A 25,061-nucleotide genomic window follows, 5' to 3' on the forward strand; every position below is an offset into this window, starting at 1 on the left:
GCGCGCTATGTGGACCTGCGTTCGTGGGTTCGTTTCACTCTGACTTGAGACTGTCCGGAACCGTTTGGGGAATCATTGCGCCCTTTCGGAGTCCGAACAGTGCTCGCCAACTTGGCATATGTCGCTGGCCGTTGGTTTTTTGATCTGTTTTCGGCGAGGGTTGCTCGTGATTGTAAGTCCCTGTAATGCACCAAGAACCTCTGGCAATCGGCTGCGCAAGGCCGTGTTGGCAGGCGCAACGCTGGTAGGCCTGTTCAGCGCAGGCCAGCTCTGGGCGTTCAACCTTGACGATGTTGCGGCCAAGGCGAAGGATCTTGCCGGACAGAAGTACGAAGCGCCGAAAAGCAATCTGCCGGCCGTGTTCCGTGACATGAAGTACGGTGACTATCAGCAGATTCGTTTCCTGTCGGAAAAGGCCGAGTGGGCCAAGGACAAGACCCCGTTCAAGCTGTCCTTCTACCACCAGGGCATGCATTTCGACACACCGGTGAAAATCAACGAAGTCACCGCGGCCAAGGTCGAGGAAATCAAGTACGACCCGAGCCGCTTCGATTTCGGCAACGTGCAGTTTGACCCCAAGGCCACCGAGAACCTGGGTTACGCTGGTTTCCGCGTGTTGTACCCGATCAACAAGGCCGACAAGCAGGATGAGATCATGACCCTGCTTGGCGCCAGTTACTTCCGCGTGGTTGGCAAGGGCCATGCGTATGGCCTGTCCGCTCGTGGCCTGGCCATCGACACCGCGCTGCCGTCCGGCGAAGAGTTCCCGCGTTTCACCGAGTTCTGGATCGAGAAGCCCAAGCCCGCCGACAAGCACCTGGTGATCTACGCGCTGCTCGACTCGCCACGCTCCACCGGTGCCTACAAGCTGACCCTGCGTCCGGGCAGCGACACCATTGTCGACGTCAAGTCCAAGGTGTTCCTGCGTGACCATGTCAGCCGCCTGGGCATTGCCCCGCTGACCAGCATGTTCCTGTTCGGCGGCAACCAGCCATCGAAGGTGCTCAACTACCGTCCGGCCCTGCACGACTCCGAAGGCCTGTCGATCCATGCGGGCAACGGCGAATGGCTGTGGCGTCCGCTGAACAACCCGAAACACCTGGCCGTGAGCAACTTCAGCGTCGAGAATCCGCGTGGTTTCGGCTTGCTGCAGCGTCAGCGTGAGTTCAGCCAGTTCGAAGACCTCGATGACAACTACCAGAAGCGTCCAAGCGCCTGGATCGAGCCCGTCGGCGACTGGGGCAAGGGTACTGTCGACCTGGTCGAGATTCCGACCGCCGATGAAACCAACGACAACATCGTTGCCTTCTGGAGCCCGGAAAAACTGCCGGAGCCCGGTACGCCGTTCGAGTACGCCTACCGCCTGCACTGGACCATCGACGAGTCCAGGCTTCACTCGCCGAACCTGGGCTGGGTCAAGCAGACCCTGCGCTCGACCGGTGACGTCAAGCAGTCCAACCTGATTCGTCAGCCGGACGGCAGCCTGGCCTTCCTGGTCGACTTCGAAGGTCCGGTGCTGGCCAAGCTGCCGGAAGACACCGCCGTACGTAGCCAGGTCAGCATCGGCGACAACGCCGAGCTGGTCGAGAACAACCTGCGCTACAACCCGGAAATCAAAGGCTGGCGCCTGACCTTGCGGATGAAGGTCAAGGACCCGAGCAAGTCCGTGGAAATGCGTGCAGCGCTGCTGCGTGACGTCCCGGCCGAGCCGGCCAAGCCTGCCAAAGCGAGTAAACAGGACAAGGCCGCGGTCAAGCCTGTCAAGGCTGAGAAGCCTACCGAGCAACCTGCCGCCGATGCGGCGTCCACCACTGGGGCACCGGCCACCACCGAACAGGTGCTGACCGAGACCTGGAGCTATCAGTTGCCTGCCGATGAGTAACTCTCAAGCCCGGCCAGAATCGCTTGGCGAATACCTGGCCCACTTACCACTGAGCGATGAGCAGCGGGCAGAACTTGCCAGCTGCACCTCGTTCAGCGAGCTGCATCAACGTTTGTCGGCCCAGCCGGGCACCCGCGATGCCGAAGCCGTGCAGGCTTCGGTAGGCGAACGGCTGACATTGACCTGCGCTCAAGACCTGCAAGACGCCGAGATGCTTGCGCTGGATGGCAGCGGACGGATCTGTCTCAAGGCCACGCCGCCGATCCAGCGTACCCGGGTGATCCCTGAGCCATGGCGCACCAATATCCTGATCCGCGCCTGGCGCCGCCTGACCGGGCGCACCAACGCCCCGGCACCGGCCAAGCGCGAGCTACCCAAGGCGCGTTGGCGCTGGGTCGGCTCCACGCGCCGCTACATCCTCCTGGCGCTGATGCTGGGCCAGACCATCGTTGCCGGCTGGTACATGAAAGGCATCCTGCCGTACCAGGGCTGGTCGTTCGTTGATCTCGACGAAATCACCCACCAGCCGCTCCTGCAGACAGCCACCCAGGTCTGGCCTTACGCGTTGCAGACCAGCATCCTGATTCTGTTCGGCATCCTGTTCTGCTGGGTGTCGGCCGGTTTCTGGACCGCATTGATGGGCTTTCTCGAGCTGTTGACCGGCCGCGACAAGTACCGCATCTCCGGCAGCAGTGCCGGTAACGAGCCGATCGAGGCTGGCGCGCGTACGGCCATCGTCATGCCGATCTGCAACGAAGATGTGCCACGGGTGTTTGCTGGCCTGCGGGCGACCTTCGAGTCGGTGGCCGCCACCGGTGACCTCGACCGTTTCGACTTCTTCGTGCTCAGTGACACCAACGACAGCGATATCGCCGTGGCCGAGCAGCAGGCCTGGCTGGAAGTCTGCCGCGAGGCCAAGGGCTTCGGGCGGATCTTCTACCGTCGCCGCCGCCGCCGGGTGAAGCGCAAGAGTGGCAACCTCGACGACTTCTGCCGTCGCTGGGGCGGCGACTACCGTTATATGGTGGTTCTCGACGCCGACAGCGTGATGAGTGGCGAATGCCTGACCAGCCTGGTGCGGTTGATGGAAGCCAACCCCGACGCCGGGATCATCCAGACCGCGCCGAAAGCCTCGGGCATGGATACCCTGTATGCACGCATGCAGCAGTTCGCCACCCGCGTCTACGGTCCGCTGTTCACTGCCGGCCTGCATTTCTGGCAGTTGGGCGAGTCGCACTACTGGGGTCATAACGCAATCATCCGGATGAAACCCTTCATCGAGCACTGCGCCTTGGCGCCGTTGCCGGGCAAGGGCGCTTTCGCCGGTGCGATCCTCTCCCACGACTTCGTCGAAGCGGCGCTGATGCGCCGGGCCGGCTGGGGCGTGTGGATTGCTTATGATCTGCCGGGCAGCTACGAAGAACTGCCGCCGAACCTGCTCGACGAACTCAAGCGCGACCGGCGCTGGTGCCACGGCAACCTGATGAACTTCCGCCTGTTCCTGGTCAAGGGCATGCACCCGGTGCACCGCGCGGTGTTCCTTACCGGGGTGATGTCGTACTTGTCGGCGCCGTTGTGGTTCTTCTTCCTGGTGCTGTCGACCGCGTTGCTGGCGACCAACACCTTGATGGAGCCGCAATACTTCCTCGAACCGCGCCAGCTCTATCCGTTGTGGCCGCAGTGGCACCCGGAGAAAGCCATTGCGCTGTTCTCCACCACCATCGTGCTGCTGTTCCTGCCCAAGTTGCTCAGTATCATCCTGATCTGGGCCAAGGGTGCGAAAGAGTTCGGCGGGCGCTTCAAGGTGACGCTGTCGATGTTGCTGGAGATGCTGTTCTCCATGCTGCTGGCACCGGTGCGGATGATTTTCCACACCCGTTTCGTCCTGGCCGCGTTCCTCGGCTGGGCCGCGACCTGGAACTCGCCGCAGCGTGACGATGACTCCACACCGTGGAGCGAAGCGGTGCGCCGCCATGGTCCACAGACCTTGCTGGGCGTGGCCTGGGCCTTGCTGGTGGCCTGGCTGAACCCGAGCTTCCTGTGGTGGCTGGTGCCAATCGTCGGTTCGCTGATGCTGTCGATCCCGGTTTCGGTGATTTCCAGCCGGGTGCACCTGGGCCTGCGGGCCAAGGACGAGAGCCTGTTCCTGATCCCTGAGGAATACGCCACGCCGCACGAGTTGTTGGCAACCGACCAGTACACCCACGAAAACCGCTGGCATGCCATGCATGACGGTTTCGTCCGGGCTGTGGTCGACCCGCAGCAGAACGCGCTGGCCTGCGCCCTGGCTACGGCGCGTCACGGCGTCGCGGCACCGATCGAATCGTTGCGTGCCGAACGGATCGGCGAGGCGCTGGATCTTGGCCCAAGTGGCCTGGACGGCAAAACTCGACTGGCTTTGCTCAGTGACCCGGTCGCCCTGGCGCGTCTGCACACACGCGTTTGGGACGAGAAGAACGAGGCCTGGTTGGGCGTCTGGCGTCAGTCGATCGCCAACGACCCGCACTCGCCGTTGTTGCCGTTGCATCCGGAGCCTGTGGCGCAGCCTTCATTGGCCAGCGCCTGATTTATCGCGGGGTAAGTCGAGTCGCCGCACCGCCGCTCCCACCCTGTGGGAGCGAGCTTGCCCCGCGATTTGTTTCAACCCTTTTTCTGATACCAACAACGCCGCCCATGCGTTAGCATCCCCCCCCGAATATCTCGCACCCGTCTGTAGGACGGTTCGCGCCAAAAATAAAATTCGAGCTTTCTTGCTGGGGGATCTGGTGATGTTGAAAAAATATCTGTCGATGCTGCTGGTCGGCGTCACCGCGCTGATCGCGGTCAATGCGGCCCAGGCGGCCGGCGCCATCGACGACGCGGTCAAGCGTGGCACCCTGCGTGCAGGCATGGACCCTACCTACATGCCGTTTCAGATGACCAACAAGCGTGGCGAGATCGTCGGCTTTGAAGTCGATATCCTCAAGGCCATGGCCAAGTCCATGGGCGTCAAGCTGGAGATGGTCTCCACCTCCTACGATGGCATCATCCCGGCACTGATGACCGACAAGTTCGACATCATCAGCAGCGGCATGACCCTGACCCAGGAACGCAACCTGAAGCTGAACTTCAGCGAGCCCTTCATCGTCGTCGGTCAGACCCTGCTGATCCGCAAGGAGCTGGCAGGCGAGATCAAGTCCTACAAGGATTTGAACAACGAGAAGTACCGCCTGACTTCCAAGCTCGGCACCACCGGCGAGATGGTCGCCAAGAAGCTGATCGGCAAAGCCAAGTACCACGGCTACGACAACGAGCAGGAAGCGGTGATGGACGTGGTCAATGGCAAGGCGGATGCCTTCGTCTACGACGCGCCGTACAACGTGGTGGCGGTGAACAAGGCCGGCGCCGGCAAGCTGCTGTTCCTGGACAAGCCGTTCACCTTCGAACCTCTGGCTTTCGGCCTGAAGAAGGGCGACTACGACAGCCTGAACTTCATCAACAATTTCCTGCACCAGATCAAGCACGACGGTACCTACGATCGAATCCACGACAAGTGGTTCAAGGACACCGCCTGGCTCAAGGACATGGAATAAGGCCACGGCGTAACGCCTGGTTTGAAACCCGACGCGCAGGCTGGCCCTGCGCGTTCGCTTTTACGGAAGTCCCCTTAAGTGATCAAACACAAAAAAGCCCAGTGGCCCTGGCACGGGCTCACCGCGCTGGTCCTGGTGGGCCTGGCGTTGAGCCTGTATTACGCGACCTCGATGATCTCCTACGAGTGGAGCTGGAACCGGGTGCCGCAGTACTTCGCCTACCAGGCTGAAGTCGCCCAGCGTGCCAGCGAGAACGGCACCATTGAATCGATCACCCCCAAAGGCGACATGGCCACCGTCACCCTGCGTGACGAGAGCGGTACCGAGCAGGTGTTCGAGGTTGAACAGGCCAGCGTGCAGCTGTCCCGTGGCGATGATATCGCCGAAGGCGACCTGATCGGCGTGACCCATCACTGGGCCGCCGGACCGTTGGCCTGGGGCCTGTGGACCACCGTCTGGATCTCGCTGGCCTCTGGCGTGCTGGGCCTGGTGATCGGTCTGTTTGCCGGCCTCTGCCGCTTGTCGAACAACCCGACCCTGCGTGACCTGTCCACGGTCTACGTCGAGTTGGTGCGCGGTACGCCACTGCTGGTACAGATCTTCATTTTCTACTTCTTCATCGGCACCGTGCTCAACCTGTCCCGCGAGTTCGCCGGGGTGGCGGCACTGGCGTTGTTTACCGGTGCCTATGTCGCCGAGATCGTCCGCGCCGGTGTGCAGTCGATTGCCAAGGGGCAGGGCGAAGCTGCTCGCTCGCTGGGCTTGAGTGCTGGTCAGTCGATGCGTCACGTGGTGCTGCCGCAAGCGTTCAAACGCGTGCTGCCGCCGCTGGCCGGGCAGTTCATCAGCCTGGTCAAGGACACCTCGCTGGTGTCGGTGATCGCCATTACCGAACTGACCAAGAGCGGGCGCGAAGCGATCACCACCTCGTTCTCGACCTTCGAGATCTGGTTCTGTGTCGCCGGCCTGTACCTGTTGATCAACCTGCCGCTGTCGCACATGGCCAGCCGGCTTGAGCGGAGGCTTGCGCAAAGTGATTGAGGTCCGTGATCTGGTAAAAGTCTTCGATACCCGTGGCCAAGTGGTGCGCGCGGTCGATCACGTCAGCACCAACGTTGCCAAGGGCGAGGTGTTGGTGGTGCTCGGGCCGTCGGGCTCGGGCAAATCGACCTTCCTGCGCTGCCTCAATGGCCTGGAGTCGTTCGATGAGGGCACCGTGGCCATCGATGGCCTGCAGCTGGCTGACCCGAAGACTGACGTCAATGCCTATCGTCGCGAAGTCGGCATGGTCTTCCAGCATTTCAACCTGTTCCCGCACATGACCGTGCTGGAGAACCTGTGCCTGGCGCAGAAAGTCGTGCGCAAGCGTGGCAAGGCTGAGCGCGAGGCCAAGGCCCGGGCGTTGCTGGAGAAGGTCGGCATCGGCCAGAAAGCCAATGAGTATCCCTCGCGCTTGTCCGGTGGCCAGCAGCAGCGGGTCGCCATTGCCCGGGCCCTGGCCATGGACCCGAAGGTGATGTTGTTCGATGAGCCGACTTCGGCGCTCGACCCGGAAATGGTCGGTGAAGTGCTCGACGTCATGAAAACCCTGGCCCTGGAAGGCATGACCATGGTCTGCGTGACCCACGAGATGGGCTTTGCCCGGGAAGTGGCGGATCGGGTGCTGTTCTTCGATCATGGCAAGCTTCTGGAAGACTCGCCGCCCGAGGCGTTCTTCACCTCACCGAAAGACCTGCGCGCCCAGGCGTTCCTGCGCCAGGTGCTCTAGTTCCGTGGACCTGTAATCAATGTAGGAATGTTCAGCAATTAAGCTAAGGAAAATGGCTGAAACGGCGAGGGTGTAGGAAGGTTGCCCAGGGGCAGATAGCAGAAAATGTACAACAGCCCAACCTGCGCTGCCCGAGATGGCAGCACAGGTTGTTTAACCTCAGAGCTGGAATTTGCCAACCAGGCCCTGCAGGTGGGTGCCCAGGCGCGCCAGTTCGACGCTGGAGGCGGCCGTTTCTTCGCTGGCGGAAGAGGTCTGGTCCGAGACATCGCGCACGTTCATCACGCTGCGGTTGATCTCTTCAGCCACCGCGCTTTGTTGCTCGGCTGCGGCGGCGATCTGCTGATTCATCGCCTGGATCGACGAGACGGTGCGGGTGATGGTGTCCAGTGAGGTGCCGGCGCGACGGGTCAGCTCGACGCTGCTGTCGGTCAGGTTGCGGCTGGTATCCATGGTACTGACCACCTGTTGGGTGCCACTTTGCAAGCCGGCAATCAACGCTTCGATCTCTTCGGTCGATTGCTGGGTGCGTTGGGCCAGGCTGCGCACTTCATCGGCCACCACTGCAAAGCCACGCCCGGCTTCCCCGGCGCGGGCGGCTTCGATCGCTGCGTTGAGTGCTAGCAGGTTGGTTTGTTGGGCTACCGACTTGATTACATCGAGCACGCTGCCGATCTTGTCGCTCTCGCTCTTGAGCTGGCCCATGGCTTCGCTGGAGTGATTCATTTCACTCGCCAGACGTTCGATCTGGGCGATGGCTTCAGCGACCACCCGATCACCCTCACGGGCCTGCTGGTCGGCTACCAGCGCCGCTTCCGAGGCCTCTTCGGCATTGCGCGCGACTTCCTGCACGGTGGCGGCCATCTCGTTCATGGCGGTGGCTACTTGATCGGTCTCGACCTTTTGGTTGTTGACCCCTGCGCTGGTCTGCTCAGTCACCGCCGACAGCTCTTCAGCGGCACTGGCAATCTGCGTGACCCCATCGCCAATGCCGCCAATCAACTCGCGCAGGCTGACCGTCATGTGCTGCATGCTGCGTTGCAGCTGGCCAAGCTCGTCGCGACGCTCAACGTTCAGGTCCTGGCGCAGGTCGCCACTGGCGACCCGGTCGGCGGCGTTGAGGGTCTGGTGCAGGGGAATGACGATCTGGCGGGTGATGACCCAGGCGGCGAGCAGGCTGAACAGCAGGGCCAGGACAGTGGCCAGGGTGAGCATCGACTTGGCGTGCTGCGATTCATCGTCACGCAGCTGGGTCAGGGTGATAATCAGTTGCTGGCTTTGTTCGATCAGGGTCTGACCTAGTGTGACCATCTGCTGCGCCGCCTGCTCTGCTGCGGCTTGCGCAACACCGAACTGGATGACCGCCGCCCGGTAGCTGTCGAGGGCGCGTGCTGCCTGCTGGAAGCTGCTGGTGAAGTTCGCTGGCAAGACTTCCGCCAGGGTCCGCAGTTGCGCGCCCGCCTGGTCGATGGCATTGAGTGCCGCCTGTTGAAACTCGGGGTTACCGCTGTAGGTGTAACCACGAACCTGGAACCGCGCCTGTTGTAGCAGTTTGCCGGCTTCTACAACGCTATTGAACAGGCTCAGATCAGTACCGCCTAGCAACTGCTGCTCAACCTGGGCGATCAGTGCCGCAGCCTGGTCGGCGCTGTTGCCGAGCACTTCGCGGCTGGCTTGGCGTTGCTGGGCAGCCTTGTCGGCACTGCCCAGGGCCTGGCGGTATTGTCGGGCGGCGTCGATCTGCTGGTCGAAACGCTGACGGTCCTGTGCACGGGTAATTCGCTGATCGACCTGCTGCAGTTGCCGATCAAGGTCTGCCAGGGCGTTGTTGAGGTTCTGCGCCGCAGCCTCGTCGCCTTTGAGCTGGTAGCTCTGTCGAGCAATGCGCAGCTCAAGGGTTGCCTCAAGCACCTGGGAGATGCCACCAAGGGTGTCGCCACGCTGGGTGATGCCGTTGATGCCCTGCCAGCCGGTCAGGGTGATACTCAGGGTCAGTAGAAGGACCAGGCCGAAGCCGATGCCGAGTTTTCGATTGACGCTCACGTTACCCAGGTGCTGGGCTAACCAACGGTACATGGTAGGACTCCATTGCGATCGGCAGGGGCGATTTTATTGTTCTGGTGCCCATGCATCGGCGCCGGATCGCAAAACTGAAGTCAGAACAGACGGGCGAGCAGGGCGGTCACCGCCGTCTCCACGCGCAGGATGCGCTGGCCAAGTTGTACCGGGGACAGTCCGGCCTTGCCCAGCAGGTCGATTTCGTAGGGAATCCAGCCGCCTTCAGGGCCGATCGCCAGGGTCACCGGCTCGTCCAGGCCGCGAGGGCAGGGCGGGAACGGGCCGGGGTGGCCGACCAGGCCGAGGGTGCCCTGGGCAATGGTTGGCAGGCGGTCTTCGACGAAGGGTTTGAAGCGCTTCTCGATGACGACTTCGGGCAGGATCGTGTCGCGGGTCTGCTCCAGGCCCAGGATCAGCTGCTCGCGAATGGCCCCGGGTTCGAGGAAGGGGGTCTGCCAGAAGCTTTTCTCGACCCGGTAGCTGTTGACCAGGATCAGCTTTGGCACACCCATGGTAGCGACAGTCTGGAACACCCGGCGTAGCATCTTCGGTCGTGGCAGGGCCAGCACCAGGGTCAGCGGCAGCTTGGCTGGCGGATCGCGGTCGAAGCTGACCGACAGTTCAGCCTCGTGGCCTTCCAGGCGCAGCACCTGGGCTTCGCCCATCAGTCCGCCAATGCGTCCGACGCGCAGGCTGTCGCCTACCGCCACGCGGTGGATGTCCTGCATGTGGGTAAAGCGCCGATCGGCCAGAACGACGCGATCGGCCGCGATAAAGTCGGCCTCTTCGAGCAGCAGCAGGTTCACGGCTGGGTCGCTGGCGGCTGGTCGTTGTGGTCGGCGTCTTCCTGATGCTCGCTGCGTTTACGGATCAGCCCGCCAAACAGTACGCCGATCTCGAACAACAGCCACATCGGCACGGCCAGCAGGGTTTGCGAGAAGATGTCCGGCGGCGTGAGGATCATACCAACCACGAAGCAGCCGATGATCACGTAGGGGCGGATCTTCTTCAGGTACTTCACATCGACCACGCCGATCCACACCAGCAGCACGACCGCCACCGGGATCTCGAAGGCCACGCCGAAGGCGAAGAACAGGGTCATGACGAAGTCAAGGTAGCTGGCAATGTCGGTCATCATCGACACCCCTTCCGGGGTGGCACTGGCGAAGAAACCGAAGATCAGCGGGAACACCAGGAAGTAGGCAAAGGCCATCCCGGCGTAGAACAGGATGATGCTGGAGATCAGCAGCGGGATAGCGATGCGCTTTTCATGGCGGTACAGGCCGGGGGCGATAAACCCCCAGATTTGCTGGAGGATCAGCGGAATGGCCAGGAACAGCGAGACGATCATGGTCAGTTTGAACGGCGTCAGGAACGGCGAGGCCACGTCTGTGGCGATCATCGTTGCGTTGGCCGGCAGGTGCTCGCGCAGCGGGGCCGAAACCAGGGTGTAGATCTGCTGTGCGAAGGAAAACAGCCCGGCGAAGATCAGGAAGATGGCCGCGACGCAACGCAGCAGGCGAGTACGCAGCTCGGTAAGGTGCGAAACCAGCGGCATTGGCTGGTCGTTTTGCGGAATATCGCTCATGGGGCTCGCGGTGGCTGTGTCGGTTCGGTGGTTGCGCTGGCGACCGGCGTGGCCTGGGCGCTGGCTGCAGTCGCTGGCGCGGTGGCTTCACTGCTGGCAACCGGGGTCGCAGGTGGTTCAGGCGTCACGCTCTGCGGGTTGAGGATCTTGCGTGCTTCCTGCTCCATGGCGAGGATGTGCTCGTTGTGCAGCTGGCGGCGGATGTCATCGGCGCCGATCTCACGCTCCACTTCCTGTTTGATCGCATTGAAGCTGCGCTTGAGGCGACCGATCCACAACCCGGCCGTACGCGCGGCACCCGGCAAGCGCTCAGGGCCGAGCACCAGCAGGGCCACCAGGCCCACGAGCAGCAGTTCGCTGAAGCTGATCCCGAACATTGATCAATCTTTCCTGATCGGCTCTTCGACCTTGTGCGCCTGGCCGTCGATGGTCTGCGGCTGGTTCAGCGGCGAAGCGGCCTGTGGCTGGGCGGGTTGCACCGGTGGTGGCGTCTGTTCGGCAGGCTTGGATTCTTCTTCGTTCATGGCCTTGCGAAAGCCCTTGATCGATTCGCCCAGATCGCTGCCGAAGTTCTTCAGCTTCTTGGTGCCGAATACCAGTACCACGACGACCAGCAGGACGACCCAGTGTTTCCAGTCAAAAATACCCATGATGCAATCCCTCGAAATAATTCAGTTAGGCCGATGGCTGACGCGCTGCTTTCTCGGCGTGCCCGGACAGGCCGAAACGGCGGTCCAGCTCATCCAGCACCGCCTGTGGGTGCTGACCCAGTTGGGCGAGCATGACCAGGCTATGGAACCACAGATCGGCGGTCTCGTAGATGACATCGCTGCAATCACCGCTGTGGGCGGCGTCCTTGGCAGCAATGATGGTCTCGATCGACTCTTCGCCGAGCTTTTCCAGAATCTTGTTCAGGCCCTTGTGGTACAGGCTGGCCACGTAGGAACTGTCAGGTTCGGCGCCTTTGCGCGCTTCCAGCACTTCGGCCAGGCGGGTCAGGGTGTCGTTCATGTCAGTGTCCTGCGTTGTAGATGGCATGGGGGTCTTTGAGGACCGGATCGACGGTCTTCCACTCAGCGTTTTCGTAAACACGGTAGAAGCAGCTTTCGCGGCCGGTATGGCAGGCGATATGCCCCAGTTGCTCGACCATCAGGATGATTACGTCGGCGTCGCAGTCCAGGCGCATTTCATGCAGTTTTTGCACGTGCCCGGATTCCTCGCCCTTACGCCACAGTTTGCCACGCGAGCGTGACCAGTAGATGGCCCGCTGCTCGGCGGCGGTCAGGGCCAGCGACTCGCGATTCATCCAGGCCATCATCAGCACGCGCCCGGTTTTGTGGTCCTGGGCGATAGCCGGTACCAGGCCATCGCTGTTCCAGTTGATCTCGTCCAGCCAGTCTTTCATGTACGACTCCAAAACTAGAGGCCCGATCCTCTGCCGACCCCTTGCGCTAGTGTGCCAGTCACAGGCCCGGCTGGCTATCGACGCACGATCAGGTAAAGGCCGGCCGCGAGCATCAGCCAGGCTGGCCAGGCAGCCGGGGCACTAAGGCTGAGAGCGCCGGCAGCCAGGGTCGCGCCACCGCCGAGCAACCCGGCGCCGAGCAGGCGCAAGGCCCAGCTATCGCCCTTTTGTTGCCAGGGGCTGGGCGGGTCGGCCAGGTGCGGCTGCGACATGCGCTCGAGCAGGTCGCGGGTCATGTCGGCCAGATGCGGGATTTGTTCGACCTGGCCGTGCAGGTTCTGCAGCAGTGTTTTGGGGCTGACCCGCTCGCGCATCCAGCGTTCCAGGAACGGCTGGGCAGTGCTCCACAGGTCCAGCTCGGGGTAGAGCTGACGCCCCAGACCTTCGATGTTCAGCAGGGTCTTTTGCAGCAGCACCAGCTGTGGCTGGACTTCCATGTTGAAGCGCCGCGCAGTCTGGAACAGGCGCATCAGCACTTGGCCGAAGGAAATATCTTTTAACGGTTTTTCGAAGATCGGCTCGCAAACGGTACGGATCGCCGCCTCGAACTCGTTGAGCTTGGTGTGCGCCGGCACCCAGCCCGAATCGATATGCAGCTGGGCGACGCGGCGGTAGTCGCGTTTGAAGAAGGCAAACAGGTTGCGCGCCAGGTAGTCCTGGTCTTCAGGCGTCAGGCTGCCGACGATGCCGCAATCAATGGCAATGTACTGTGGGCTCCATGGCTTGACGGTGCTGACGAAGATGTTGCCCGGGTGCATGTCGGCATGAAAGAAACTGTCACGGAAAACCTGGGTGAAAAAGATCTCCACACCACGTTCGGCGAGCATTTTCAGGTCGGTGCGCTGGTCGGCCAGGGTTGCCAGGTCGGTGACCTGGATGCCATAGATGCGTTCCATCACCAGCACCTTGGGGCGGCACCAGTCCCAGTACACCTGGGGCACGTACATCATCTCCGAACCTTCAAAGTTGCGTTTGAGCTGGCTGGCGTTGGCCGCCTCGCGCAATAGGTCGAGCTCGTCGTAGATGGTTTTCTCGTAGTCGCCGACCACTTCCACCGGGTGCAGCAGGCGGGCATCGGCGGACACCCGCTCGGCGCCGCGGGCGATCAGGAACAGCCAGGCCAGGTCCTGGGCGATGACCGGCTTGAGGCCCGGGCGCACGACCTTGACCACCACTTCTTCACCGCTCTTGAGTTTGGCCGCGTGGACCTGAGCCACCGAGGCCGAGGCCAGCGGTTCGACGTCAAAGCGGCTGAACACTTCGCTGATCTTCGCGCCGAGCTGTTCTTCGATCAGGGCCACGGCTTTTTGCGGATCGAACGGAGGCACCCGATCCTGCAGGAGCATCAGCTCGTCGGCGATGTCTTCAGGCAGCAGGTCGCGGCGGGTCGAAAGCAACTGGCCAAACTTGATGAAGATCGGCCCCAAGTCCTGCAGGGCCTGGCGCAGCCGGGCGCCGCGACTGAGATCCAGGGTTTTTCGTGGCAGCCAGCGCCAGGGCATCAGGTGCCGCAGGGCCATCAACCACCAAGGCAGCGGCAGTTCGAACAGCAGGTCATCGAGGCGGTAGCGGATGACCACGCGCTGGATGTGAAACAGACGGCGGACGGCAAGCAGCTTCATGCGTTATCGCTGGTATCAAGGGGGCGGGCAAGGCGCGCAATGCGCGCCTCGAGGCGTTCGATGTCGACTTTGAGCGTGTCGAGCTCGCTGAAACGGGCTTCGGCTTCGCGTTGGCCGACCAGGGTGCGAGCTTCTCCGGCCAGGTACTCGGAGAGGTTCTGGTTGAAACTGGCCAGGCCTTGGCGTGTCCAGCTGGCGCGGCTGCGCAGATGGCCGCTGAGCAGTTGCGTGGCGACCGGTCCGAGCCAGCGCGAGAGCTCGTACTCCCAGTCCAGCTCCAGGTCCTGGAGCACAGCGACCAGATCCAGCAGCACGGCACTGTCGCCTTCGAGCTCGACCTGCGGACTGTGCAGCACGGCGCTCTTGTCCTGGCTCATGGCCAGGCGCACCAGACTGCTGGCCGGGGCGCGCAGGGTGCAGTCGGCCTCATTGGCCCAGTGCGCGGCGAGCATCAGGCCTTCGCCGCTGGGCAGAATGAACAGTTGCAGGGCTGGCTGGCGACAGTCGATGGCAATCACCTTGCCATCGAGCGGGCGCAAGCGCGGCAGTGCCGTGCTGTCCAGGCGCAGGACACGGTTCAGGCCGTGCTCGACGCTGGCAAGAAGGCCGGCCAGGAGCATCAGGGCTTGATACCCCGGTGCAGGGCAACGATGCCGCTGGTCATGTTGTGGTAGGTGACACGGTCGAAACCGGCCTCGATCATCATCGCCTTGAGGGTTTCCTGGTCAGGGTGCATGCGGATCGATTCGGCCAGGTAGCGGTAGCTTTCCGAGTCGTTGGTGATCAGCTTGCCGGCCAGCGGCATGAAGGCGAACGAATAGGCATCGTAGACCTTGGACATCAGCTTGCTGGTCGGCTTGGAGAACTCCAGCACCAGCAGGCGGCCACCGGGCTTGAGCACCCGCAGCATCGAGCGGATGGCATCTTCCTTGTGGGTCACGTTGCGCAGGCCGAAGGCGATGGTTACGCAATCGAAATGGTTGTCCGGGAACGGCAGCTTTTCCGCATCGGCCTGGACGAATTCGATGTTGCCGGCCACACCCCGATCAAGCAGGCGGTCGCGGCCGACCTTGAGCATCGACTCGTTGATATCGGCCAGCACTACCTGGCCGGTCGGACCGACCAATTGCGAGAACTTGGCGGCCAGGTCACCGGTGCCACCGGCGATATCCAGTACCCGGTTGCCGCTGCGCACACCGGACAGTTCGATGGTGAAACGCTTCCACAGGCGGTGCATGCCACCGGAAAGCACATCGTTCATCAAGTCGTACTTGGCCGCTACCGAATGGAAAACCTCAGCGACTTTCTCTGCTTTCTGGCTTTCCGGCACGTTCTGGTAGCCGAAATGGGTGGTGGGTTCGGCGTGGTCGCCTTTGCGCTGGTCGTTCATATCGCTTCACCGGGAAAAATTACTGGCCATTCTAGGGCGTACGGTCGGATTTGTCTTGGCAGGGTGTGTCGCAGGTCGGGGTGCGGGCATAATAGGAGTATGCCTCTGACCCCAGGATTGAATGAATGACCCAGATCAGCGTTGAGCGCAAACACAGCCTGGGCCGCGACGCGGCCCGGGAAAAGGCCCAAGCCCTGGTCGACAAGCTGGCCCGCGAATATGACCTCACGGCCCGCTGGGATGGCGACCGGGTCGAGGTCAAACGCAGTGGTGCCAATGGCAGCGTGCAGATCGGTGAAGACAGCATCAGGGTCGAACTGAAGCTGGGCATGATGCTGTCGATGATGAGCGCGACCATCAAGAGCGAGATCGAGCGGGCTTTGGACAAAGCCCTGGTGTGACTCTGTAGGAGCGGATTTATCCGCGAAGGACTGCATAGCAGTCCTATATTTTAGGGCCGCTACGCGCCCCATCGCGGATAAATCCGCTCCTACTAGGGTGAGGATTCTAATTTTTCTCCCTACCTTGTGCTCAAGCCCAAATTCAATGGGCAGTTCCTCCATATCTTTTCGAGCGTGAGGTGCAGAGCATGGCCAAAGTGACCCTGAAGAAGAAAGACGACGCCCAGAGCACGCTGGGTGAGGTGCGCGGCTACGCGCGCAAGATTTGGCTGGCAGGCCTGGGGGCCTATGCCCGGGTCGGTCAGGAAGGTTCCGACTACCTGAAAGAACTGGTCAAGGCCGGCGAAACCGTCGAGAAACGTGGGAAGAAACGCATCGACCATGAGCTTGATGCAGCCAACAGCCAGATCGATTCGGTCAAGGGCGAGATCACTGGCGTCAAGGGCAAGGTCGAAGTTCAACTCGATAAAATCGAAAAGGCTTTCGACACACGGGTTGCCAGCGCCTTGAATCGTATCGGCATTCCGTCTAAACATGACGTGGAGACACTCTCTGCCAAGCTCGATGAGCTGACGGCATTGCTTGAACGTGTCGCGCGTAACCAATAAGGAGAGCAGGATGGCTGGCAAGAAGAGTAGCGAAAAAGAAGGCAGCTCCTGGGTCGGGGGGATCGAGAAGTATTCCCGCAAGATCTGGCTGGCTGGATTGGGTATCTACTCCAAGATCGACCAGGACGGCAACAAGCTGTTCGAGTCCCTGGTCAAGGACGGTGAGAAGGCTGAAAAGCACGCCAAGAGTTCCGTTGACGCGGCCAAGGCTTCGGCCAAGTCGGCCACCTCGCGGGTGGGTGACGTGAAAGACCGTGCGCTGGGCAAATGGAGCGAACTCGAAGAGGCTTTCGACAAGCGTCTGAACAGTGCCATTTCGCGTCTGGGCGTACCGAGCCGCAATGAAGTCAAGGCGCTGCATCAGCAGGTCGATACCTTGACCAAGCAGATCGAGAAACTGACCGGTGCTTCGGTCAAGTCGGTCTCCAGCAAGCCGGCAGCGACCAAGACAGCGGCCAAGCCACTGGCCAAGGCAGCTCCGAAAGCGGCAGCCAAGCCTGCGGCAGCGAAAACTGCAGCGGCCAAAGCAGCAGCGAAACCGGCAGCAGCCAAGCCTGCAGCGGCGAAAAAGCCAGCGGTGAAGAAAGCCCCGGCCAAGCCCGCCGCCAAACCAGCAGCACCTGCGGCCAGTGCAGCACCGGCACCAAGCGCGGTGCCAGCGGCAACGGTAGCACCGGCCACGCCGACACCATCGGCTTCGGTCAGCCCGATCAGCCAATCCTGATTCGGGCCTTATCGCGGGGCAAGCCCGCTCCCACTGACTACTACGGTGGGAGCGGGCTTGCCCCGCGATGCTTTTCAGCCATCCAGATACCTCAAGGCAATCTGCTCAGCGGCATGCCGCGACCCCGTATCCAGATGCGGCGCCACCAGCATCATCACCTGGTACACCACCACCCCGACCTCACCCTCGCGCGCCAGCACCCGCTGGTAATCCAGGGAGAATAACAGCGTCAGGGTGATCTGCTCCACCAGTTGTCCTAACGCCCGGGTGTCGCTGACCACCTGGCCCTGGGCCTTGAGGCTGGCGAGCAGGGCGGCCAGGGTGCGCTTGAGGGCGTTGAGCAGGTTACGCATGCCACGGGCCAGCTTGGGCAGGCGTCCGGTCAGGTTTGACAGGTCCTGGAACAGGAAACGGTATTGGGCCATGCGCTCGACGATCAGGTGCAGGAACAGCCAGTAGTCCTCGGCATCCAGGCGCACCTCCAGAGGTGGGTCGAGCAGGGGTGTCAGTTCGTCTTCGAAGCGCTCGAACAAACCCAGGACCAGCGGCTCCTTGCCGTGGAAGTGATAGTACAGGTTGCCCGGGCTGATCCCCATTTCATTGGCGATTTCCAGGGTCGAGACATTCGGTTCGCCCTGCTGGTTGAACAGCTGCAGGGCACACTCGAGAATACGGTCGCGGGTTTTCATCCGTTCTACTTGTTCAGCGCGCCTGGACGTAAGTACCGGGTGCGGGGTCCATGGGGGGGTAGTTCTGGTTGCCCAGGGTCATCAGGGTCTCGCGCTGGGTGCCGGAGCGCGCCTGAATCCACTCTAGCCACTGCGGCCACCAACTGCCGTCGACTTGCTTGGCATCGTAGAACCAGGCCCGTGGGTCACTGCTCAGGCGCGGGTTGTCGACATAGTGCGCCTTGGGGTTGCCGGGCGGGTTGAGGATACTTTGCACATGGCCGCTATTGGCCAGGATGAAACGCTTGTCGCCGCCCAGCAGCAAGGTCGAGCGGTACACCGCATCCCAGGGAGTTATGTGGTCGTTGTTGCCGGCCACGCTGAAACTGTCGACGTTGACCTTCTGCAGGTCGATCGGTGTGCCGCATACCTCAAGACCGGCGGCATGGGCCAGCGGGTTGTGCTTGAAGAAGTCCAGCAGGTCACCGTGCAGGGCGGCCGGCAGGCGGGTGTTGTCATTGTTCCAGTAGAGGATGTCGAAGGCCGGTGGCTCCTTGCCAAGCAGGTAGTTGTTGACGAAGTAGTTCCAGATCAGGTCGTTGGGGCGCATCCAGGCGAAGACCTTGGCGATCTCCCGGCCATCAAGCACGCCCCGCTGGTAGGAGCGGCGCTTGGCCGCTTCCAGGGTCTGCTCGTCGGCGAACAGGCTGGCCGGGCTGTCGATCTGGCTGTCGAGCAGGCTGACCAGGTAGGTGGCGCTGCTGATCCTGCGCAATTGTCGCTTGGCCTGCAGGTGACCTTGCAGGGCGGCCATGGTCAGGCCACCGGCGCAGGCGCCCATCAGGTTGACCTCGCGGCTGCCGGTGATTGCCCGGCAGACATTCATGGCTTCTTCCAGGGCCTCGACGTAACTCGACAGGCCCCATTCGCGGTGTCGCGGGTCGGGGTTGCGCCAGCTGATCATGAAGGTCTGCAGGCCATTTTTGAGCATGTATTGAACGAAGCTGTTGGCCGGGCTCAAGTCGAAGATGTAGAACTTGTTGATCTGCGGCGGCACCACCAACATGGGGCGGGCATACTGTTTTTCGCTCATCGGCTTGTACTGGATCAGCTCCAGCAGCTCATTGCGAAACACCACCGCGCCTGGGGTGGTGGCCAGGTTGCGACCCACCTCGAACGCATGGGGATTGACCTGGCGCGGCAAGCCATCGTTGTGGCGCAGGTCATCGAGCAGGTGGCTCAGGCCGCGTACCAGGCTCAGGCCCCCTGAGTTGAACAGTTCCTTGACGGCGGCGGGGTTGAGCAAGGAGTTGCTCGGTGACATCGCATCGTTGAACAACGCAAAGAGGAAGTGCGCGCGAGCCCGGTCATCGGCGGCCAGCTGGCTTTCATCGATCCACTGCCGGGTCTGTTTCTGCCAGGCGAGATAAGCCTGTAGTCCACGGCTGTAGAAGGGATTGAGATTCCAGGTCGGGTCCTTGAAACGATTGTCCCGTGGGCTGGGCTGGTGCGGCGTGTCACCCAGCAGTACACGCCCCAGTTGGTTGCCCAGGGCGAGCATGTGCTTGGCCGTGTGCAGCGGGTGGCGCAGGTTGTGGCGGCTGACATTGCGTAACGTGGAAAGCAGGTCGCGGCCACGCAGGCCGGTGATCGCACTCTGCACGTTCATATAGGAGGCGGGGACCGGTACCGGTCCCTTCGCGGGTTTGTCTTTCATCAGGCAACACTCCGTCGTCAGGCCATCAACAAACAGATCAATGCAAGAGCGACACCAACCTCGTGCCGCGCACCAGGCTACCGGGTGTCCTGCCACGGGCTCGAACGATCACAGCGTCTTAGCTGGGGGCTGGCCGAGGGTGCATGACGGCGCGTTGGCGCTCTTGCTGGAGAAACTTCATGATGATCGGGGCAACGGTTTCGGCCCGGGTAATCAGGAACAAATGACCATCGTCGATTATGTGTAGTTGGGCATTGGGAATACGCCAGGCCAGCAGACGCATATTGATCAGCGGAATCAGCGGATCATCGTCGCCGGCCAGCACCAGGGTTGGCTGCTGGATCTTGTGCAGCCAATGGATGCTGGTCCAGCCAAGCCCGGCGAACAGCTGCCAGTAATAGCCGAGCTTGCCCGAGGACCGTACCTTGGCGGCGTGCGCCATGGCCAGGTCCGGGTCGCGGCGAAAGGCGCCACCATAGATCTGCGGGGCGATGCGGATGACATGGGAAGGCTGGATGTAGCGTCTGGGACTGGCCATCAACCACAGCACCTTGGGCTTGCCCGGGACCATCACCGTGCCAGCCGCGGTGGCCGCCAGCACCAGCTTTTTGCAGCGCTCGGGATAGTCATGGGCGAACTGCTGGGCCAGCGCACCGCCCCAGGACACGCCAATGACGTTGACCTGCCCGTAGTCGAGGTAATCAAGCATGCGCGTGGTGAGCTTGGCCAGCCCGGGAAAGCGGTAGGGGTGTCTGGGCGTCGACGAACCACCGACACCAGGCACATCGAAGGCGATGACTTCCAGGTCCGGGTCCAGGGCCTGGATGAAGGGGAACACCAGCTCCAGGTTGGCGCCGATGCCGTTGAAAATCAGCAAGGGCGTCAAGTGCGGCTTGCCAGGGCGAACCGCGGTGCGGATGGACTGGCCATCCAGGTCGACGGTTCTGAATAGGTACGGTTGCGGCATGCGCGAAGCCCTGTGGTGGATGATTCGCCGTGGCCCTCAATCGGACCACGGCACCCGTAAGCAATCAGCGCTCGTGCACGTATGTTCCCGGTGCGGCCTCGGCGGCGGCATAGGCCTTGTTGCCCAGGCGTGTCGGTGCTTTTTTCATCTCACCCGAGCGTTCGGCCAGCCAGCCCTGCCAATGCAACCACCAGGAATCGGTGTGCTTGCTGGCATTCTCTTGCCAGTCGGTGGCCAACGGCGGCAGTTCGGTGCCTGTCATGTAGCGTCCCTTGGGATTGCCTGGCGGGTTGAGAATGCTCTGGATGTGCCCGCTGTTGGACAGGACGAACTCGATATTGCCGCCGAACAACTGGGCCGAGCGGTAGCAAGACTGCCAGGGCGTGATATGGTCGGTGTTGCCGGCAACGCTGTAGATGTCGCTGGTGACTTTCTTCAGGTCGATCGGAGTGCCGCTCACTTCCAGTGCATCGGCACGGGTCAGTGGATTATTTTTGAACATTTCGATCAAGTCGCCATGGAAGGCGGCCGGCAGACGCGTGGTGTCGTTGTTCCAGAACAGGATGTCGAACACCGGCGGCTCATTGCCCAGCAGGTAGTTGTTGACCCAGTAGTTCCAGATCAGGTCGTTGGGGCGCATCCAGGCGAACACCTTGGCCATGTCGCGACCCTCGAGTACGCCGGCCTGATAGGAGTGGCGCTTGGCGGACTCCAGGGTTTGCTCGTCGACGAACAGCGCGACCTGGTTGTCGAGGGTGGTGTCGAGCACACTGACCAGCAGGGTCAGGGCGTTGACCTTGGTTTCACCCAGTGCGGCGTAGTGACCCAGCAGTGCAGTGCAGGTGATGCCTCCGGAGCAGGCGCCGAGCATGTTCAGGTCTTTGCTGCCGGTGATCGCCAGGATCACATCGACGGCTTCCTTGAGCGCATCAATGTAGGTCGACAGACCCCATTCGCGCTGGGCTTTGGTCGGGTTGCGCCAACTGACAATAAAGGTCTGCACGTTGGAGCGCAGGCAGAAACGCGCCAGGCTCTTCTCCGGGCTCAAGTCGAAAATATAGAATTTGTTGATTTGCGGCGGCACCACCAACAGCGGGCGGGCATGCACCTGTTCGGTGATCGGCTGGTACTGGATCAACTCCAGTACGTCGTTGCGATACACCACCGCGCCTTCGCTGGTGCCCAGGTTCTTGCCGACCTCGAAGGCCGCCATGTTCACCTGGCTGGGCATGCCGCCGTTGTTGACCATGTCCTTGGCCAGGTTCGACAGGCCGTCGAGCAGGCTTTTGCCACCGGTTTCGAAGAAGCGTTTGACCGCTGCCGGGTTGGCAGCGGTATTGGTCGGGGCCATGGCTTCGGTCATCAGGTTGATGACGAAATGACCGCGGCTGATGTCCTGGTCCGACAGGGTGCTGGTGTCGATCCAGTCGTGCAGTTCTTTACGCCAGGCAAGGTAGGTCTGCAGATAGCGGCGATAAAGGGGGTTCTGGCTCCAGGCCGGATCATTGAAGCGACGATCGTCGCTCTCCGGTTGCAGGGCCGACTTGCCGAAGATCACATTCTTGAGTTCCAGGCCGAAATGCGCGACATGCTTGGCACTGTGCAGCGGCTGGCGAATGGCCTGGCCCAGCACCATTCGCGCAGATGTCAGCAAATCCTTGCGGCGCAAGCCAATCACCGGGTTCAGGCCCAGTGTGTTTTCCGAGGCTTGGCGCTGCAGGTCATCGTTGTTCTTGTTACTCATCTACGACGCTCCGTTGTCCTGAGACGAGTACCGGCCTGCTGTGCGCGTTACACAGACGAGTGCCCGGTACTGCTGCTCGGGTGACCAGTAATAACGAACTGCGGTCCTGCGGCCGGATGCAAACGACGATGAGCCCTGCGGGTTTTTTCTGCTTGAGAAGACTGCCTGCTTTCGCTCGCGACCTCTACATACCGGCCAGACCCTGCTGCACATCAATGCAGGGAACTTGCCAGATCTATTGGTTACCCGACTTTCGAGTGTTGCGCAAGACGGCCATTCATTGGCCGTTGAGCAGGCATTCAAGCAAATAGAATTAGAAAATGCGCTCTAAACCTTGGAAGGCCTGAGCTAGAGCATCAGCTTGACGATGGACTCGGAGGGGTCGCGGGATTTTCCGGCTTTTGCCAGCTCGTTGAGATAGTCATCCCAGAGCGCCTGTTGGCGCAGACACAACTGCTCCAGGTACTCCCAGGTGAACAGGCCGCTGTCGTGGCCATCATCGAAGGTCAGTTTCAATGCGTACTGGCCGGCCGCTTCGATCTGCTTGAGGCCGACGCCCAGTTTGCCGAATTGCAGGATGGGGTTGCCGTGGCCCTGGACCTCGGCGGAAGGCGAGTGCACGCGCAGGAACTCGGCGGGCAGGTGGTACACCTCATCGGGCCCGTAAGTCAGGCTCAGGGTCTTGGAGGCTTTGTGCAGGTTGATGCCGGTAGGGAGTCTGGCCATGTGGTTCAGGGCCGCAAGCGGCCCTGCCTGTAAGAGAGTGAGGCTTACAGAATATAACGAGAAAGGTCTTCGTTCTGCGCCAATTCGCCGAGGTGGCTGTTGACGTAGTCGGCGTCGATACGGATCGGCGCTTCGTTGTGGGCACTGGCCAGGTCACCGGCGCTGAACGACACCTCTTCGAGCAGGCGCTCGAGCAGGGTGTGCAGGCGACGCGCACCGATGTTCTCGGTCTTCTCGTTGACCTGCCAGGCGATCTCGGCCAGACGCTTGATGCCTTCGGCGGCGAACTCGATGTTCAGGCCTTCGGTCTTGAGCAGTTCGCGGTATTGCTCGGTCAGCGAGGCGTGCGGTTCGCTGAGGATGCGCTCGAAGTCTTCCGGGCTCAGGGCCTTGAGTTCGACGCGAATCGGCAGACGGCCTTGCAGTTCCGGTACCAGGTCGCTCGGCTTGCTCAGGTGGAAAGCACCGGAGGCGATGAACAGGATGTGGTCGGTCTTGACCATACCCAGCTTGGTGTTCACCGTGCAGCCTTCGATCAGCGGCAGCAGGTCGCGCTGTACGCCTTCGCGGGAGACATCGGCACCGCCGACGTTGCCACGCTTGGCCACCTTGTCGATTTCGTCGATGAACACGATGCCGTGCTGCTCGACCGCTTCCAGGGCCTTGGCCTTGAGCTCATCTTCATTGACCAGACGGCTGGCTTCTTCGTCGCGCACCAGCTTGAGCGCTTCCTTGACCTTGAGCTTGCGGCTCTTGCGCTTGCCCTTGCCCATGTTGGCGAACAGGCTCTGCAGCTGGTTGGTCATCTCTTCCATGCCCGGTGGCGCGGAAATGTCGACACCCATGGCTTCGGCCACTTCGATCTCGATTTCCTTGTCATCCAGCTGGCCTTCGCGCAGGCGCTTGCGGAACAGCTGGCGGGTGTTGGAGTCCTGGGTGTTGACCTGGTCCTCGTTGAAGCCGGTGCGTGCCGGTGGCAGCAGGGCGTCAAGAATGCGCTCCTCGGCAGCGTCTTCGGCACGGTGGCCGACACGGACGATCTCCTGCTCGCGCAGCATCTTGATCGCGGCATCGGCCAGATCGCGAATGATCGACTCGACGTCACGACCGACATAGCCGACTTCGGTGAACTTGGTCGCTTCGACCTTGATGAACGGGGCATTGGCCAATTTAGCCAGGCGCCGGGCGATTTCGGTCTTGCCGACGCCGGTCGGGCCGATCATCAGGATGTTCTTCGGGGTGACTTCAACGCGCAGCTCGGCAGGCAGTTGCATGCGCCGCCAGCGGTTGCGCAGGGCAATGGCGACGGCGCGCTTGGCGTCGTCCTGGCCGATGATGTGGCGGTTGAGTTCGTGAACGATCTCGCGGGGGGTCATGGGCATGATTGTGGTGGTCCTTGGGCTCGATAAGTCAGCGTGGAAAAGCCCGGCCGCCGGGGCCGGGCGCCAGAACAGCTGAATTACTCGGCCAGGTCCTGCTCCTCGATAGTCAGATTGTGGTTGGTGAACACACAGATGTCACCGGCGATGTGCAGGGCGGTCTCGGTGATTTCACGGGCCGAGAGATCGGTCTTCTGCAGCAGGGCGCGGGCCGCGGCCTGGGCGTAGCCGCCACCGGAACCCATGGCGATCAGGCCGTCTTCGGGTTCGACCACGTCTCCGTTGCCGGTGATGATCAGCGAAGCGTCCTTGTTGGCGACCGCCAGCATGGCTTCCAGGCGACTCAGGGAACGGTCGGTACGCCATTCCTTGGCCAGCTCCACGGCGGCACGGATCAGATGGCCCTGGTGCTTTTCCAGCTGGCCTTCAAAGCGTTCGAACAGAGTGAATGCGTCGGCGGTGGCACCGGCGAAGCCGGCGATGACCTGACCGTGGTACAGGCGGCGGACTTTTTTGGCGTTGCCTTTCATCACGGTGTTGCCGAGCGAAACCTGGCCGTCGCCGCCCATGACGACTTTGCCGTGGCGGCGAACTGAAACGATGGTGGTCAAGGGAGAGTCTCCACGCAGCGGGGCGAAAATGCCTGATGCAGACTCATATGGGGGTGGTGGGAAGGATTTCAACCTTGAAGGACAGGCGGCAGGTCGGGATAGGACACTGTAGGAGCCGGCCTTGCCGGCGATGCAAGGCAAAGCCTTGCCACATTGGGGCCGCTACGCGGC

25 protein-coding genes and 1 pseudogene are annotated in these 25,061 nt (G+C 61.8%); 8 read left to right on the top strand and 18 right to left on the bottom strand.

Features of this window, described 5'->3' with window-relative positions; all coding sequences use genetic code 11:
• The first annotated feature begins 166 nt into the window (after positions 1–166).
• From ACRESH_RS18960 to ACRESH_RS18980, 5 genes are all read left to right on the top strand, one after another.
• Entirely contained in the window at positions 167–1,882 is a 1,716-nt protein-coding gene (locus tag ACRESH_RS18960) for a glucan biosynthesis protein G (RefSeq protein WP_431743410.1), read from the top strand.
• Positions 1,875–4,448 carry a glucans biosynthesis glucosyltransferase MdoH gene (gene mdoH, locus ACRESH_RS18965; RefSeq protein WP_431743411.1) on the top strand — a complete coding sequence of 858 codons (2,574 nt, stop codon included), beginning with the start codon at positions 1,875–1,877 and terminating at the stop codon, positions 4,446–4,448. The genes ACRESH_RS18960 and mdoH overlap by 8 nt, the downstream gene beginning before the upstream one ends.
• Positions 4,449–4,653: 205 nt before the next feature.
• A complete protein-coding gene (locus ACRESH_RS18970) occupies positions 4,654–5,454 on the top strand; it encodes a transporter substrate-binding domain-containing protein (RefSeq protein WP_431743433.1) in 801 nt (266 codons plus the stop codon).
• 78 nt (positions 5,455–5,532) lie between these two features.
• The gene (locus tag ACRESH_RS18975) at positions 5,533–6,495 is read left to right on the top strand and encodes an amino acid ABC transporter permease (protein ID WP_431743412.1); all 963 of its coding nucleotides are present in this window, start codon (positions 5,533–5,535) and stop codon (positions 6,493–6,495) included.
• Positions 6,488–7,222: an amino acid ABC transporter ATP-binding protein gene (locus tag ACRESH_RS18980; RefSeq protein WP_038616999.1), complete on the top strand. Its 735-nt coding sequence runs from the start codon at positions 6,488–6,490 to the stop codon at positions 7,220–7,222. Before ACRESH_RS18975 ends, ACRESH_RS18980 begins: the two co-directional genes overlap by 8 nt.
• A 159-nt stretch (positions 7,223–7,381) precedes the next feature.
• On the opposite strand, the gene ACRESH_RS18985 is transcribed toward ACRESH_RS18980, so the two are convergent.
• The 11 genes and pseudogenes from ACRESH_RS18985 to ubiE all read right to left on the bottom strand — a co-directional run bounded on the left by ACRESH_RS18985 (position 7,382) and on the right by ubiE (position 15,345).
• Complete coding sequence (locus ACRESH_RS18985) at positions 7,382–8,254, bottom strand: methyl-accepting chemotaxis protein (RefSeq protein ID WP_431743434.1); 873 nt, start codon at positions 8,252–8,254, stop codon at positions 7,382–7,384.
• Positions 8,237–9,298: pseudogene (locus tag ACRESH_RS18990) on the bottom strand (methyl-accepting chemotaxis protein); the annotation flags it as partial. The pseudogene ACRESH_RS18990 and the gene ACRESH_RS18985, both read right to left, overlap by 18 nt.
• Positions 9,299–9,378: 80 nt before the next feature.
• On the bottom strand, positions 9,379–10,086 hold the full coding sequence (locus tag ACRESH_RS18995) for a 16S rRNA (uracil(1498)-N(3))-methyltransferase (protein ID WP_431743413.1): 708 nt from the start codon (positions 10,084–10,086) through the stop codon (positions 9,379–9,381).
• On the bottom strand, positions 10,083–10,868 hold the full coding sequence (tatC, locus tag ACRESH_RS19000) for a twin-arginine translocase subunit TatC (protein WP_431743414.1): 786 nt from the start codon (positions 10,866–10,868) through the stop codon (positions 10,083–10,085). The genes ACRESH_RS18995 and tatC overlap by 4 nt, the downstream gene beginning before the upstream one ends.
• Positions 10,865–11,245, bottom strand: a complete 381-nt coding sequence (gene tatB, locus ACRESH_RS19005) for a Sec-independent protein translocase protein TatB (RefSeq protein ID WP_431743415.1) — start codon at positions 11,243–11,245, stop codon at positions 10,865–10,867. The genes tatC and tatB overlap by 4 nt, the downstream gene beginning before the upstream one ends.
• A 3-nt stretch (positions 11,246–11,248) precedes the next feature.
• Entirely contained in the window at positions 11,249–11,518 is a 270-nt protein-coding gene (locus ACRESH_RS19010) for a twin-arginine translocase TatA/TatE family subunit (RefSeq protein ID WP_431743416.1), read from the bottom strand.
• A 25-nt stretch (positions 11,519–11,543) separates the two neighbouring features.
• Positions 11,544–11,879, bottom strand: a complete 336-nt coding sequence (locus tag ACRESH_RS19015) for a phosphoribosyl-ATP diphosphatase (protein ID WP_431743417.1) — start codon at positions 11,877–11,879, stop codon at positions 11,544–11,546.
• 1 nt (position 11,880) lies between these two features.
• The gene (hisI, locus tag ACRESH_RS19020) at positions 11,881–12,273 is read right to left on the bottom strand and encodes a phosphoribosyl-AMP cyclohydrolase (protein WP_107024963.1); all 393 of its coding nucleotides are present in this window, start codon (positions 12,271–12,273) and stop codon (positions 11,881–11,883) included.
• A 74-nt stretch (positions 12,274–12,347) separates the two neighbouring features.
• Positions 12,348–13,955, bottom strand: coding sequence for a ubiquinone biosynthesis regulatory protein kinase UbiB (gene ubiB, locus ACRESH_RS19025; protein ID WP_431743418.1), 1,608 nt, complete (start codon positions 13,953–13,955; stop codon positions 12,348–12,350).
• Positions 13,952–14,575, bottom strand: a complete 624-nt coding sequence (locus ACRESH_RS19030) for a ubiquinone biosynthesis accessory factor UbiJ (RefSeq protein WP_431743419.1) — start codon at positions 14,573–14,575, stop codon at positions 13,952–13,954. The genes ubiB and ACRESH_RS19030 overlap by 4 nt, the downstream gene beginning before the upstream one ends.
• Positions 14,575–15,345, bottom strand: coding sequence for a bifunctional demethylmenaquinone methyltransferase/2-methoxy-6-polyprenyl-1,4-benzoquinol methylase UbiE (gene ubiE / locus ACRESH_RS19035; protein WP_431743420.1), 771 nt, complete (start codon positions 15,343–15,345; stop codon positions 14,575–14,577). Before ubiE ends, ACRESH_RS19030 begins: the two co-directional genes overlap by 1 nt.
• A gap of 125 nt (positions 15,346–15,470) precedes the next feature.
• Between ubiE and ACRESH_RS19040 the strand changes: the two genes are divergently transcribed.
• From ACRESH_RS19040 to ACRESH_RS19050, 3 genes are all read left to right on the top strand, one after another.
• On the top strand, positions 15,471–15,746 hold the full coding sequence (locus ACRESH_RS19040) for a polyhydroxyalkanoic acid system family protein (protein WP_431743421.1): 276 nt from the start codon (positions 15,471–15,473) through the stop codon (positions 15,744–15,746).
• Between the two features lie 188 nt (positions 15,747–15,934).
• Positions 15,935–16,354 carry a phasin family protein gene (locus tag ACRESH_RS19045; RefSeq protein ID WP_431743422.1) on the top strand — a complete coding sequence of 140 codons (420 nt, stop codon included), beginning with the start codon at positions 15,935–15,937 and terminating at the stop codon, positions 16,352–16,354.
• 10 nt (positions 16,355–16,364) lie between these two features.
• Positions 16,365–17,078, top strand: coding sequence for a phasin family protein (locus ACRESH_RS19050; protein ID WP_431743423.1), 714 nt, complete (start codon positions 16,365–16,367; stop codon positions 17,076–17,078).
• Positions 17,079–17,152: 74 nt separating this feature from the next.
• Here the strand turns inward: ACRESH_RS19050 and ACRESH_RS19055 are convergent, their stop codons facing one another.
• The 7 genes from ACRESH_RS19055 to hslV all read right to left on the bottom strand — a co-directional run bounded on the left by ACRESH_RS19055 (position 17,153) and on the right by hslV (position 24,890).
• Entirely contained in the window at positions 17,153–17,767 is a 615-nt protein-coding gene (locus ACRESH_RS19055; RefSeq protein ID WP_431743424.1) for a TetR/AcrR family transcriptional regulator, read from the bottom strand.
• 13 nt (positions 17,768–17,780) lie between these two features.
• Positions 17,781–19,463 carry a class II poly(R)-hydroxyalkanoic acid synthase gene (gene phaC, locus ACRESH_RS19060; RefSeq protein WP_431743425.1) on the bottom strand — a complete coding sequence of 561 codons (1,683 nt, stop codon included), beginning with the start codon at positions 19,461–19,463 and terminating at the stop codon, positions 17,781–17,783.
• Positions 19,464–19,581: 118 nt separating this feature from the next.
• On the bottom strand, positions 19,582–20,430 hold the full coding sequence (phaZ, locus tag ACRESH_RS19065; RefSeq protein ID WP_431743426.1) for a poly(3-hydroxyalkanoate) depolymerase: 849 nt from the start codon (positions 20,428–20,430) through the stop codon (positions 19,582–19,584).
• Positions 20,431–20,494: 64 nt separating this feature from the next.
• Positions 20,495–22,174: a class II poly(R)-hydroxyalkanoic acid synthase gene (gene phaC / locus ACRESH_RS19070; RefSeq protein WP_431743427.1), complete on the bottom strand. Its 1,680-nt coding sequence runs from the start codon at positions 22,172–22,174 to the stop codon at positions 20,495–20,497.
• Between the two features lie 348 nt (positions 22,175–22,522).
• Positions 22,523–22,900 carry a gamma-butyrobetaine hydroxylase-like domain-containing protein gene (locus ACRESH_RS19075; RefSeq protein WP_431743428.1) on the bottom strand — a complete coding sequence of 126 codons (378 nt, stop codon included), beginning with the start codon at positions 22,898–22,900 and terminating at the stop codon, positions 22,523–22,525.
• A 44-nt stretch (positions 22,901–22,944) separates the two neighbouring features.
• Positions 22,945–24,282 carry an ATP-dependent protease ATPase subunit HslU gene (gene hslU, locus ACRESH_RS19080; protein WP_431743429.1) on the bottom strand — a complete coding sequence of 446 codons (1,338 nt, stop codon included), beginning with the start codon at positions 24,280–24,282 and terminating at the stop codon, positions 22,945–22,947.
• A gap of 77 nt (positions 24,283–24,359) precedes the next feature.
• The gene (gene hslV / locus ACRESH_RS19085) at positions 24,360–24,890 is read right to left on the bottom strand and encodes an ATP-dependent protease subunit HslV (protein WP_431743430.1); all 531 of its coding nucleotides are present in this window, start codon (positions 24,888–24,890) and stop codon (positions 24,360–24,362) included.
• Positions 24,891–25,061: the final 171 nt, after the last annotated feature.

The organism is Pseudomonas sp. (assembly GCF_050739775.1).
In the GTDB taxonomy this organism is placed as follows: domain Bacteria; phylum Pseudomonadota; class Gammaproteobacteria; order Pseudomonadales; family Pseudomonadaceae; genus Aquipseudomonas.